17 protein-coding genes are annotated in these 12,320 nt (G+C 43.4%); 13 read left to right on the forward strand and 4 right to left on the reverse strand.

Annotated features, from left to right (window positions below; translation table 11 throughout):
• Positions 1-31: 31 nt before the first annotated feature.
• Together ACQCVE_RS11090 and ACQCVE_RS11095 are read right to left on the reverse strand one after the other, a co-directional pair.
• Positions 32-403 carry a VOC family protein gene (locus tag ACQCVE_RS11090; protein ID WP_426845094.1) on the reverse strand — a complete coding sequence of 124 codons (372 nt, stop codon included), beginning with the start codon at positions 401-403 and terminating at the stop codon, positions 32-34.
• On the reverse strand, positions 384-563 hold the full coding sequence (locus tag ACQCVE_RS11095) for a hypothetical protein (RefSeq protein WP_426862832.1): 180 nt from the start codon (positions 561-563) through the stop codon (positions 384-386). The genes ACQCVE_RS11090 and ACQCVE_RS11095 overlap by 20 nt, the downstream gene beginning before the upstream one ends.
• A gap of 389 nt (positions 564-952) precedes the next feature.
• On the opposite strand from ACQCVE_RS11095, the gene ACQCVE_RS11100 reads away from it, so the two are divergent.
• From ACQCVE_RS11100 to ACQCVE_RS11130, 7 genes are all read left to right on the forward strand, one after another.
• Positions 953-1,825 carry a LysR family transcriptional regulator gene (locus ACQCVE_RS11100; RefSeq protein WP_426862833.1) on the forward strand — a complete coding sequence of 291 codons (873 nt, stop codon included), beginning with the start codon at positions 953-955 and terminating at the stop codon, positions 1,823-1,825.
• Positions 1,826-2,003: 178 nt separating this feature from the next.
• Positions 2,004-2,477: a flavodoxin domain-containing protein gene (locus tag ACQCVE_RS11105; protein WP_426862835.1), complete on the forward strand. Its 474-nt coding sequence runs from the start codon at positions 2,004-2,006 to the stop codon at positions 2,475-2,477.
• Positions 2,467-3,360 carry an exo-alpha-sialidase gene (locus tag ACQCVE_RS11110; RefSeq protein ID WP_426862837.1) on the forward strand — a complete coding sequence of 298 codons (894 nt, stop codon included), beginning with the start codon at positions 2,467-2,469 and terminating at the stop codon, positions 3,358-3,360. The genes ACQCVE_RS11105 and ACQCVE_RS11110 overlap by 11 nt, the downstream gene beginning before the upstream one ends.
• A gap of 15 nt (positions 3,361-3,375) precedes the next feature.
• Complete coding sequence (locus ACQCVE_RS11115) at positions 3,376-3,831, forward strand: flavodoxin (RefSeq protein WP_426845099.1); 456 nt, start codon at positions 3,376-3,378, stop codon at positions 3,829-3,831.
• Between the two features lie 71 nt (positions 3,832-3,902).
• Positions 3,903-4,613, forward strand: coding sequence for a 2,3,4,5-tetrahydropyridine-2,6-dicarboxylate N-acetyltransferase (gene dapD, locus ACQCVE_RS11120; RefSeq protein ID WP_426845100.1), 711 nt, complete (start codon positions 3,903-3,905; stop codon positions 4,611-4,613).
• Positions 4,614-4,684: 71 nt separating this feature from the next.
• On the forward strand, positions 4,685-5,809 hold the full coding sequence (locus tag ACQCVE_RS11125) for an N-acetyldiaminopimelate deacetylase (protein ID WP_426845101.1): 1,125 nt from the start codon (positions 4,685-4,687) through the stop codon (positions 5,807-5,809).
• Between the two features lie 55 nt (positions 5,810-5,864).
• Positions 5,865-6,110 (forward strand): YkuS family protein, encoded by a 246-nt coding sequence (locus ACQCVE_RS11130; protein ID WP_426845102.1) that lies wholly within the window; start codon positions 5,865-5,867, stop codon positions 6,108-6,110.
• Positions 6,111-6,217: 107 nt separating this feature from the next.
• Here the strand turns inward: ACQCVE_RS11130 and ACQCVE_RS11135 are convergent, their stop codons facing one another.
• A complete protein-coding gene (locus ACQCVE_RS11135) occupies positions 6,218-7,072 on the reverse strand; it encodes a mechanosensitive ion channel family protein (RefSeq protein ID WP_426845103.1) in 855 nt (284 codons plus the stop codon).
• A 338-nt stretch (positions 7,073-7,410) separates the two neighbouring features.
• Here ACQCVE_RS11135 and ahpA point away from each other — a divergent pair, with 338 nt between their 5' ends.
• Complete coding sequence (gene ahpA / locus ACQCVE_RS11140) at positions 7,411-7,953, forward strand: biofilm-specific peroxidase AhpA (protein WP_426845104.1); 543 nt, start codon at positions 7,411-7,413, stop codon at positions 7,951-7,953.
• Positions 7,954-8,033: 80 nt separating this feature from the next.
• A complete protein-coding gene (locus ACQCVE_RS11145; RefSeq protein ID WP_426845105.1) occupies positions 8,034-8,489 on the forward strand; it encodes a TlpA family protein disulfide reductase in 456 nt (151 codons plus the stop codon).
• A gap of 13 nt (positions 8,490-8,502) precedes the next feature.
• Here the strand turns inward: ACQCVE_RS11145 and ACQCVE_RS11150 are convergent, their stop codons facing one another.
• Positions 8,503-9,099, reverse strand: a complete 597-nt coding sequence (locus ACQCVE_RS11150) for a hypothetical protein (RefSeq protein ID WP_426862838.1) — start codon at positions 9,097-9,099, stop codon at positions 8,503-8,505.
• 233 nt (positions 9,100-9,332) lie between these two features.
• Here ACQCVE_RS11150 and ACQCVE_RS11155 point away from each other — a divergent pair, with 233 nt between their 5' ends.
• The 4 genes from ACQCVE_RS11155 to tnpA form a co-directional block, all read left to right on the forward strand.
• A complete protein-coding gene (locus ACQCVE_RS11155; protein WP_123915956.1) occupies positions 9,333-9,533 on the forward strand; it encodes a cold-shock protein in 201 nt (66 codons plus the stop codon).
• Positions 9,534-9,703: 170 nt separating this feature from the next.
• Entirely contained in the window at positions 9,704-11,191 is a 1,488-nt protein-coding gene (locus ACQCVE_RS11160) for a glycoside hydrolase family 32 protein (protein WP_426862840.1), read from the forward strand.
• Positions 11,188-11,727: a GrpB family protein gene (locus tag ACQCVE_RS11165; protein ID WP_426862842.1), complete on the forward strand. Its 540-nt coding sequence runs from the start codon at positions 11,188-11,190 to the stop codon at positions 11,725-11,727. Before ACQCVE_RS11160 ends, ACQCVE_RS11165 begins: the two co-directional genes overlap by 4 nt.
• Positions 11,728-11,980: 253 nt before the next feature.
• A partial coding sequence (gene tnpA / locus ACQCVE_RS11170; RefSeq protein WP_426862844.1) for an IS200/IS605 family transposase occupies positions 11,981-12,320 on the forward strand: 340 nt, incomplete at its 3' end.

The raw sequence follows: 12,320 nt of genomic DNA on the forward strand, positions 1-12,320 counted from the left end.
GGAAGGGGAGGGTGACCATTTGAATGCCTTTTTATGTGTATTGCAGAAATTCAATTCGGTTTCCGAACGGATCTGCAAAGCTGAAGCGGTCTCTTCCTGGAATTGGAGGCTCCGCATTTATCCTAACTCCTGCCGCCTGAAGAAGCTTTTTTGCGGCTTCAATATCTGCTATTTCAAATGCAGGGTGTCTTTTGCTTCTTACATAATCCATTTCCTCTAATCCGATATGAACCTCTATTTTCCCTGCCCGGCACCAAAAGCCCCCGTTTTTTCTTAAGCTTTCCGGCTTGCTGACCTCATTTAAACCGATAATCTCCAAATAAAATTCTCGTGCTTCCTCTTCTGCATCTTTAGGCACACAAATTTGCACATGATCTACGTTATTAAATTTTATTTTGTTCATGATACCGCCCCCCATAGTAAAGAAACTGATACGCAATTTGTCCATCCGTGCCAATCCATTTTGCCAGAGTAAATGAAATATGTTTAGCGGTTCTGACAGACAGCAGTGCACCGTTGAATGAGCCGATGGCGAGCGAAATGGCTGCTTTGATATCGGCCATTCCTGCCGTTAAATGCAGGGAAAAACTCCAATGCAGCTAATAAAGGTCTGAAATCTTGTAAGGCAATGGCTTAAGAAGAGGAGAGGCCGATCTGAAAATACCTTCTCAGCAAAAAGAAAAAACTTGAAAAAGAGGTAATTGTGTTTGAAAATTTTACAGCCGAAAGGCTAAGAATAGGAACTCCGTACAAAATCATTGGCTGGTATCCCAATGAATCCCCCGCCCCTGCAAGTGTCCCGGGGAAAGAGGTGAAGGTTCCCAAGAAAATAAGCGGCCACTCCATACGCAATCCGCCTCCTTCTCCTCCATTATACTCTTTCAAAATCATAATGAAATAACGAAAAGAAAAGCATATAATATAAGGAAAACTTATTGAATGAGGGAGCACCTTGCAAATTACTGAATTGCGTATGCTTTTAATCTTATCTGAGGAAATGAATATGAGGAAAGCAGCAGAACGCTTATTTGTCTCGCAGCCAGCTTTATCACAGCGTCTGCAATCGATTGAAAAAACATGGGGAGCAAAAATATTTATCCGGTCACAAAAAGGTCTCACATTAACACCTGCCGGGGAGAAAATCGTGGATTATGCGAAAGAAACGGTGTTAAGGGAGGAAAAAGTAAGAGAAGATCTCTCAGCTCTCGAAGGAGAAGTAAACGGAACTCTCAGGCTTGCAGTGGCTTCAATTATAGGTCAGCACTGGCTCCCAAAGGTGCTGAAAACCTTCGTGCAGCGATATCCTTATGCTAAAATTTCCCTCATTACAGGCTGGAGCAGCGAGATTTTAAAGAGCCTTTATGAGGATAATGTTCATATTGGCATAGTTAGGGGCAGCCATGAATGGAAAGGGGTCAAAAGACATCTGTTAAGGGATGAACTTTATCTTGTCGACACTGAAATCCGCAATGCTGAGGAATTGATGTCGACCGAACGGCCTTTCATCCAATTCCGAAGCGACTCGACTTATTATCAGGAGATTCAGGACTGGTGGCATCGGAAATTTCAAACTTCCCCAAAAAGAACCATCGTGGTTGATCAGATTGAGACGTGCAAGCAAATGGCATTCAATGGAATCGGCTACGCCATTTTGCCTTCAGTTGCGCTTGACGATCGCGAGCCCATCTATAAAGTTCCACTCTCAGACTCTGACGGCCGGCCCATTGCAAGAGATACATGGATGCTTGGCTATGAAGCTTCATTTCAGCTAAAACAGGTTCAGGCGTTTTTAGAAGTGGTTGAGGAATGGACCGTTAACGAATAAATGGATTGTGAATGGCCATAAATCGCATGATATTTCCAATACCATATTCATATATGAAATACAGCAGTGGAAAGACAGTCAGATGGCTGTCTTTTTTTAATCTCTTATTGACTATGATAATCATTATCAATTATATTGTAAGTATGAAAATGAAAATCATTATCATTTGGAGGATCTAATGAAAAAAATGCTGATTGCGTTTGCCACCATGTCTGGCAACACCGAAGACATTGCACGGCTAATCGAAAATGAATTGAAGGATGAAAACCTTGTAATCCATTTAAAAACACTGGAGGAACTCCAGATTAGTGAGATACAATCATATGATTTGGTTGCAGCAGGAACGTATACATGGGGTGACGGCGATTTGCCATATGAGATTGAAGACCTTGCAGAAGAATGGGCAGAAGCAGATTTTTCAATGGTAAAATCTGCTTTTTTTGGATCGGGAGACAGAAGCTATCCGAAATTTTGCGAAGCTGCAGCTATTTTATCCAGAGCATTTAAGAGAGCAGGAGCTGACGTATTCCCTGATATTTTAAAAGTTGAACTGTCGCCGGATGATGATACTCAGCAGGCAATGTGCAGGACGTTTGCCAAAAGCTTTATTAAATGGACCAGGGCAGAGGAGGATGCTCATCGTGTTTCATAAAGGAGCAACCGCTGTAGAAAATATGATGGATGAAGGATTTGCCGTGGCTGTTAGAAATGAAGGTCTTTACAAGTACTCACCGGCAGGAGATTGGAGAAGTCTCCTTAAAACTAGGGAGAGAATCCGTTCGATCGCCACCTATGGAGGGATAATTTTTGGAGGGGGAGACAGAGGGCTGATCATGAGATCGATGGACAATGGAAGAACTTGGACATCGGCTATCCTTCCTACAAATGCAGCAATTTGGTCTATAGCCGTAAGCAAGGAAGGCATGGTGGCGGCACACGGGAAGCACACGGTCTACTTTTCCTCTGACTTTGGATCAAGCTGGTCCTCCTATCCCATTTTCGCTCACCTTGAGGATAAACCAGTTATTCGTTCTTTGTGCTTTTACAGCGGCTTTTTACTTGCAGGAACTCAAATTCATGATGTGAATGGAGGGATTTGGATCACTGATTTGCTTTCTCGGGAGACGATGCTACTAAAGGAAGAAACGAAAGCAATGGTTTCTTCCATGCTTGTTGTAGAAGACAGCTTTCTGCTGGCAGCTAAAGGTTCAGCACATGGGGGCAGGGGAGCAATAGAAATGCTGCCTTTAACAGGCAGATACAGAAATCCGCACTCTTTTTCAAATAGAGTTCAAGAAGCGTCATTCCTAAATATCTCTCTGGATGAGGGAGTCATCTACACAACATCCAGCCAGGATGAATTTGGTTATTCACGTATTTATAAAATTGATTTATGTGAGAAAAAACTCATCCTTTCAGACACAATTAAGGGCCACGGTTTTGGAATTGCCAACCGGAAAGAAGAGTTCTTTGTCTCTGCTTTATATGAATCCAAATATGTGCAGTCTTCGGAAACAACAGGTTACGTCCATTAATGAAGGAGGATGAAAATGAGCAAAGTATTAATTTTGTATGCAAGTATGTCTGGGAACACCGAGGCAATCGCTGATTTGATTGGAGAAGGGTTAACAGGGAAAGGAATGAATATAACCAAGCTGGAAGCACTGGATGCCGATTCAGAGGTGCTTAAAACATACAATCGAATCATCCTTGGAGCCTATACATGGGGAGATGGAGATCTGCCTGATGAATTTTTAGATCTATATGATGACATGAGAGAAATGGACTTAACAGGTAAATTCTTTGCAGTGTTTGGTTCAGGAGATCACTCTTATGAACATTTTTGCGGAGCTGCCGACACGCTTGCAGAGTGTATTAAACAGCAGGGCGGAATCTTGGTGCTTGATCCCCTTAAGATAGAATTTAGTCCTGATAGGGACGAAGAACTGCTCTGCAAAGACTTTGGCTGGCAATTTTCAGAGAAGGCACTGGCCCTCTCGCTATGAAATTGCTTGTCAATCGGAGGTTCCGTTTGATAGAGTAAAAATGATATGACATAAGACGGAGGGAAATACATATGAAAATGATGGATGCAAATGAGATTATTTCATTTATTCAAAATAGCACAAAGTCAACACCGGTAAAGGTTTACGTAAAAGGGGACGTAGAAGGAATCAATTTCGGTGCTTCCTCTAAAACGTTTCTTAACGGAGCGAGCGGGGTTGTTTTCGGTGAATGGGCCGAAATCCAAGAAGCAATTGAAGCGAATGCGGGCAAAATTGAAGATTTTGTCGTCGAAAATGACCGACGCAACTCTGCGATTCCTTTGCTGGACATGAAGGGCATTAAAGCACGCATTGAGCCTGGTGCGATCATTCGCGATCAAGTTGAAATCGGAGATAATGCAGTCATCATGATGGGCGCATCGATTAACATCGGTTCTGTGATCGGCGAAGGTACGATGATTGACATGAACGTTGTTATGGGAGGTAGAGCGACAGTCGGAAAAAACTGCCACATTGGCGCAGGATCCGTTCTTGCAGGGGTAATCGAGCCTCCATCCGCAAAGCCGGTCGTCATTGAAGATGATGTGCTGGTAGGTGCTAATGCTGTCATTCTTGAAGGTGTAACTGTAGGAAAAGGAGCGGTTGTTGCTGCCGGGGCAATCGTAGTGGAGGATGTAGCCCCCTACACAGTAGTAGCCGGTACACCCGCAAAAAAAATTAAAGACATTGACGAAAAAACAAAATCTAAAATTGAAATTAAACAAGAGCTTCGCCAGCTTTAAGGAGCTAAAGAAGCAATGCGCGGGTGCCGGACACCCGCGCATTGCTATATCTTTCTGGAGGCTGATTATGCATGCTCTCACTTGAACAACTTACTGTCATCCGCAGGGATCTTCATCAAATACCCGAGCCGGGCTTTAAGGAATATAAAACTCAAAATTATTTGCTGCGTTTTTTTGAACACCTTCCCGGGGGCCGGTTTGAATTAAAAAAATGGAGGACCGGGCTTCTCGTGAAAGTGAAAGGGACGAATCCTTCGAAAGTGATGGGGTACCGGGCCGATATCGACGGACTTCCAATCCAGGAGGAAACCGGCTATCCGTTTTCATCCAGTCACGAAGGAATGATGCACGCTTGCGGGCATGACCTGCATATGACAATCGGTCTTGGGATCGCAGAGCATTTTATTCAACATCCGATGGCCGATGACCTGGTGGTACTATTTCAGCCTGCAGAAGAGGGTCCTGGAGGAGCACAGCCGATGATGGAAAGCGAAGAATTTCGTATGTGGAGACCGGATTTTATAACGGCGCTGCATATCGCTCCTGAGCTGCCGGCAGGCACAATCGCGACTAAGCCGGGACTGCTGTTTGCCAACACATCCGAGCTGTTTATCGATTTAAAGGGCAAAGGCGGGCACGCAGCCTATCCTCATACTGCAAATGACATGATTGTCGCAGCGAGCCAGCTAGTCGGACAGTTCCAGACGATAATTTCAAGGAATGTAGACCCCCTCGACAGCGCTGTCATCACAGTCGGTAAAATCACCGGAGGTACGGTGCAGAACATTATAGCAGAGAAGGCCCGGCTGGAAGGCACGATCCGGACTTTGTCCGTCGCATCAATGGGACGGGTAAAGGAACGGATTGAAGCTCTTGTAAAGGGACTGGAAACTGCCTTTCATTGTGAGGCAACCATTGATTATGGGGCGATGTATCATCAAGTATACAATGACGCAGAGCTCACTCATGAATTTATTGCGTTCGCTGACCAGCTTCCTTATGCTGCATTCGAAAAGAGCAAGGAAGCAATGACAGGAGAGGATTTCGGTTATTTTCTGTCAGAAATTCCGGGCTTTATGTTTTGGCTTGGCGCAGGCTCTCCCTACGGTCTTCATCACAGCAAGCTCCAGCCCGAGGAATCTATAATGGAAACAGCGTTGCGGACGATGGTTGATTATTTTGATTTTAAATCCTAAATATTGGAATAAACACCTCTTGTCTGTGGCACCTTATCAGACAGGAGGTGTTTTTATGCCAAGAATAGGTGTAGAACAATCATTAACCAATGTAGAGGAAGCACTACGTTCAATGGGGTATGACGTTGTCAGTTTGAGAAGTGAAGAAGACGCTCAAGGATGCGACTGCTGCATTGTTACAGGCCAGGACAATAACGTAATGGGAATCAGCAACACGGTAACGGAAGGATCTGTAATAGAAGCAAGCGGATTATCGGCAGAAGAAATCTGCCAGCAGGTTCAGCACCGTTTTAATCAGTAGCAAAACCGGCTCCTGCTGGTTTTGCCTGATAGTAAAGCAATCATTAAATATTTTGGAAAATTATGGATGTAGACAGCATGTAAAAAAGAGCCCTGTCAGGCTCTTTTTCAATGCTCTCTGCTGGCGGCAGGATCCTTTTTCTCAACATAGACCTGATGAGGAAACGGAATTTCGATCCCGTTTGCATCAAATGCCTCTTTAAAGGCTTTTCTTAATGCACGTTCCGCGCCCCATTGTTCGCCGTTCTCTGTCTTCGCTATAACGCGGATTACAACATCAGAAGCGCCAAGTGCCTGAACGCCGATCACGTTAGGTCCTTCGACAATTGCTGGCATTTCAGCGGCTACTTGGTCGCAGACATTCTGCATAACCTTAATGGCACGGTCAATATCGTCATCGTATGAGATTCCAATATCCACAAGCGCTCTCATATTTCCTCTCGTATGGTTACTCAGATTAGTGATTTCACGGTTCGGTACATAGTGCAGCGTGCCGTCAAAGCCCCGAATCTGGGTGGTGCGGAGACCGACCTGTTCAACAATCCCCGAGAAGCCGGCTGTTGTAATGTAGTCACCAACGTCAAGCTGCCTTTCAAGAAGCAGGAAGAAACCGGTCACAACATCACTGACAAGACCCTGTGCTCCAAATCCGATGGCAAGGCCGATAACTCCGGCTCCTGCAAGGAGGGCTGTTGCATCGTATTCAAATACTTGGAAGACCATGACGACAAAAATAAAAATCAGTATGTAGCCAAATACATTCAATGAAAGACTTTGAAGCGTCATTGCCCGCCCGGGTGAAACTTGCTGACGGCTCTGCACTTTCTGAAAGGCCCGTTCAATGATTCGCTTTCCAATCGCTTTGACAATCAAAAACGCAACTAGAATGACGACAAGCTTTAATACGATGACTCCTGCATTGGTCAGCAGTCCAGCCCAATCAATATTTTGTATAATATCCATTTGCATTATCCTTTCTTTACTTACACATTAGTAGATAAGCTAATCATTTTGTTACCCTTCATCCGCCATGTTAAACTTATTATGCTCTTGATTCAGAAAATTCATTGACAAGTTTACCATAGGTTTTTTCACATTTAAAACAATAACCGTTATTATTCACAGAAGTTGGGGAATATCTAAAAGAGTACGCAAATTTAAGCAGCTAATTAAATTCATTATCATTTAATATTGACTAAAAATAGCTATCTGCTATAATAGGCAATGTAAAAAATGATTAGTTGTTGAGAAAGGACTTGTTTTTTTCTCAATTGCTTCAATACATACTGGAGGGATTTACTATGGCAGAACGTATGGTAGGAAAACAAGCACCCCGTTTTGAAATGGAAGCTGTAATGGCGAACAAGGAATTTGGCAAAGTCAGTCTTGAGGAAAACATGAAAAACGATAAATGGACAGTACTTTTCTTCTATCCAATGGACTTTACATTTGTTTGTCCAACTGAGATCACAGCTATGTCTGATCGCTATGATGAATTTGAAGATTTGGATGCTGAAGTAATCGGTTTGTCTACAGACACGATTCATACTCACCTTGCGTGGATCAACACAGACCGTAAAGATAACGGTCTTGGAGATCTTCGCTATCCGCTTGCTGCAGACACAAACCATTCCGTTTCACGCGATTATGGTGTTTTGATTGAAGATGAGGGAGTAGCACTTCGCGGCCTTTTCATTATCAATCCTGAAGGAGAGCTTCAATACCAAACCGTGTTCCACAACAACATTGGACGCGATGTAGATGAAACACTTCGTGTTCTTCAAGCACTTCAAACCGGCGGGCTTTGCCCGGCGAACTGGAAACCAGGACAATCCACTCTATAAGAGGTTAGAGAATCAAATAGGAGAAGGTCTAACTGCTGGTTAGGCCTTTTTCTTACTATACTGCGACTTGGAGGATTACAATGAAACTTCGTGCACCAATGCCGGAATTAGACGGCGCAACAGAATGGCTGAACGGCCAAGTGACAAAAGAAGATCTCACAGGGGAAAAGCCTACATTGATCCATTTCTGGTCTGTAAGCTGCCACCTGTGCAAAGAAGCTATGCCTCAAGTGAATCAATTCCGTGATGACTATAAGGAAAAACTGAATGTGGTAGCTGTCCATATGCCCCGCTCGGAAGATGATTTAAATATGGAAGCCATAAAGAAAACGGCTGAAGAGCATGGCATTCACCAGCCAATTTTTGTTGACAGTGAACATAGTCTTACTAATGCCTTTGAAAATCAATATGTACCTGCTTATTATGTTTTCGACAAAGAAGGAAATCTGCGTCACTTTCAGGCAGGCGGCAGCGGGATGAAAATGCTGGAGAAGCGCGTTAACCGCGTGCTAGCTGAAACAGAGAATACTGAGTAAACAATAAAGACCGTCAGCGCTGACGGTCTTTTCTTAATGAAATGGCACAGGCAATAAGTGCTCCGGAGAGAGGGAAAAAGCAAAGCCATTCTTTCCCAGGCGCTTCTTTCCTGATCCACCACCAGGAATAAATGACGAGCAGCAGAAAGTCCACTGTCATTACACTGACGAGGCTGGACTGTAAAAAAGCTTCCTTATATCCGCTGAAACTTCCAAATAAAAGCCCGTATATGTAAAGAAATAGTGTAATCAGCAGGAGAGTGAGCATGGCCCATCTGCTTGAAAGGGCATAGCCAATGTTTTGGACCCGCGGACGAGCTTTCTTTTCTTTCTTTCTGAAAAACAAATAAGGAAGCAGAGCGAAGGCTCCCAGCCCAAAAGACAGCAGTGCAAATGGCCAGGCAGGAACGGCATACTGATCACTTCGGAAGTAAAGAGCGGTCCAAAAAAAAGGAAAGATGCCAAGGAATGAAAAAACCATAGTGACGAGAGGGTCCAGCTTGCCGAATTCACCTGATAGAAAAGCCTGCAAGATCGGGTCTTCCATCCCGCCCTGACCGGGTGCAAAAAACAAGGCATAAATCAACAAAGCAAAAAATGTCCATTTCATACTGAATTGTCCCTTCCTTTTTCAATTATTTTATTTGTAAGGTTGTACTTTTTATTTAAATATAGTATGATGATATATGTAAAGTTAAAGTGTTCCATCTCCTTTATTGAAGTTCACATACAATAGGGATGTATCTCACGTGACACTTTAGGGATGCTGCTTATTGTATGTGAATTTTTTATTTACACAGGTAAAATGGAAATGAGCATAAATAAATTTTTGGAGGTACCAACATGGAAACAGGTACAGTAAAATGGTTTAACTCAGAAAAAGGCTTCGGATTCATCCAGCTAGAAGACGGCAACGATGTATTCGTTCACTTCAGCGCTATCCAAGGCGAAGGCTTCAAAACTCTTGAAGAAGGCCAAAAAGTAGAATTCAACGTTGTTGAAGGTCAACGCGGACCTCAAGCAGAAAACGTTGTAAAACTTTAATTTTCTGACTTGACTATTTAAAGCCTTGATTCTCTAAGAATCAAGGCTTTTTGCATGTCATTTTTTCTCATCTTCGTGCATGTTAAGGGTACTTGATGTTTTCGTAGAAAAAAGTTGGAATCCGTGCGAAGATGATAGAAAGATGACGTGATCTTCAAGGGGGATAAACGATGGATAAACAATATGCAGACAAGCTTAGAGAAGCGGACCGGATAGTGTCAGAGAAAGGGACGAAAAGCAGCAAATTGGGCTATAGACTTGGATACCATATCTCTTCACCCTCTAATTGGATTAATGATCCGAATGGGCTCATCCAGTTCAATGGCGAATATCATGTCTTTTATCAGCATCATCCATTTAGTGCAGACTGGGGCCCGATGTACTGGGGGCATGTGAAAAGCAAGGATCTTGTTCATTGGGAGCAGCTGCCGCCTGCACTGGCTCCTTACGAGGAATATGATCGGGATGGCTGCTTTTCCGGCAGTGCAGTGAATGATAACGGAATGCTAACCTTAATCTACACGGGCAATGTATGGCTGGATGAGGAGAAAAAGGAACTGAAGCAGGTTCAGTGCCTCGCAAGAAGCAAAGACGGAATAACTTTTATAAAAGAGAAGGAGAATCCTGTGCTGGAGGAAATTCCTCTTGAAGGGTCAAGCCATTTCAGAGACCCTAAGGTTTGGAGAGAGGGAACAGCCTGGTATATGGTCCTTGGCTCTCAGAAGAATGGAATGGGGAATGTTCTTTTATACAAATCCCATAACCTGCTTGAATGGGAGTATTGCGGGGTGCTTGCTGAAAATAAAGGGGAAAATCTGGGGTATATGTGGGAATGTCCTGATTTATTTGAACTCCACGGGAAGCATATCCTGTTAATTTCACCGGAAGGCATGGAGCAGGAAGGTCCGCTGTATGCAAATCTGAAGCAAACAGGCTATTTTGTAGGAGAATTTAACGAACAGACTTTTTCTTATACAGATGGCTCTTTTATAGAACTGGATAAAGGACACGATTTTTATGCAGCTCAAACGTTCCTTGATGATAGCGGAAGGCGTATATTGATAGGCTGGATGGATATGTGGGAGCAGGACATGCCGTCTAAAAGCGATGGATGGGCTGGGGCGCTGACAATTCCCCGGGTTCTTTCTTTAAGCAAAGAAGGAAGGCTGCTAATGAACCCTGTTGCTGAGCTCGAATCCTTAAGAGATTTCCAGACAGTTTCAATGCAGGATACAATCATTGAAGACGAGATCACGATTGGCTTTGGGGAAATGGCAGAAATCGCAGCCGAGTTTTGCATTGATGACGAAGCCTTGGAGTCATTTGGAATAAAAGTCAGATGCGGAGAAAATGAAGAAACCGTTCTTAAAGCCGATCTAAACTCTCTCAAGCTTACGCTGGACAGAGAGAGGAGCGGGAAAGGAGGTGGCGGAGGCTTGCGGGAAGCTGAGCTTACCCGTTCAAAAACTCTTTCTGTGCATCTGTTTCTTGACAGATCGTCCATTGAGGTGTTTATAAACGGCGGAGAAACGGTCATGACTTCAAGGATTTATCCTGATAAAGAGAGCAGAGGAATCAGATTGTTCGCTGAAGGAGGAAAAGTGAATGCCAGGTCTGTCCGGGTATGGGATTTAAAAGAAGGATATATAAAGCGATGAAAATTGAGCTTGTTTCATACCGGGAAAGCTGGCCGGCCGATTTTGAACGTATAAAAGCAAGACTTCAGGAATTGATTGGATGCCTTAAACCGAGATTCGAACACATTGGAAGTACCTCTGTAAGTGGATTATGCGCCAAGCCAATCATAGACGTAATGGCCGGGCTTCACGATGAAGCGGATTTAGATAAAACAGTCAGGCTGCTTCAGAACAGTGAATTTATTTACATGCCGGTTTACACTAAAGAGATTCCTTTCAGGCGTTTTTACATCGGAACTGAAGAAAAAGATATCCCTTCCTATATCCCTCATAATCAGCGTTTTTGCCATCTCCACATCGTTCCAATTCGATCAGAATGGTGGGAGGACCACCTGATTTTCAGGGATTTATTGAGAGGGAATGAAGAGGCAAGAGCAGAATATGCCCAATATAAATGGGTGCTCAGCCAACAAGAGTGGGAACATATGAATGCCTATGCGGATGCGAAAACAGCTATCATTCAAAAATGGATGGATCTAGCCAAAAGAGAATGCTAAAAACTTTCCAGCGGGGAAAACAGGAACGAAAGGCTGTAAGGCGGGAGGTGCAAAGGCCAATCAGAACATGCTGCTTTTACAGATTTTCCGAACGGGAAAGCCCATTCCTTCAGGTGTGGGATGAAAGTGAGGTCGGATACGGAGTACCACTGAAAACCGTAAGGTTTGTGGTGCTTCAAGTATCCGAAATGTTTTGTTCTTTTTTTATTGTCGCATTGAATCAGTTTTTAAATAAAACTGATACAATAAACCTATGAATGAATATAGAAGAACAAGTACAACCGTATCATTGCTCAACTATCATTTTCTCTTTTGTCCTCGGTATCGAAGAAAAATATTCCTTCGTACTGATGTAGAGGAACGATTTAAACAGTTGGTACAAGAAGTATGTGAAGAATTGGAAATTGTCATTGTTTCTTTAGAGTGCGATAAAGACCATACGCATATATTTCTTAACGCACTACCAACGCTTAGTCCTGCTGATATTATGGCAAAAATCAAAGGAGTGACTTCTAAAAAGTTGAGAGAGGAATTTCCTCACCTTCAACACTTGCCGAGTCTATGGACACGTTCCTATTTTGTTTCTACCGCAG

Source organism: Metabacillus sp. 113a (assembly GCF_050107635.1).
Lineage (GTDB): Bacteria > Bacillota > Bacilli > Bacillales > Bacillaceae > Metabacillus_B.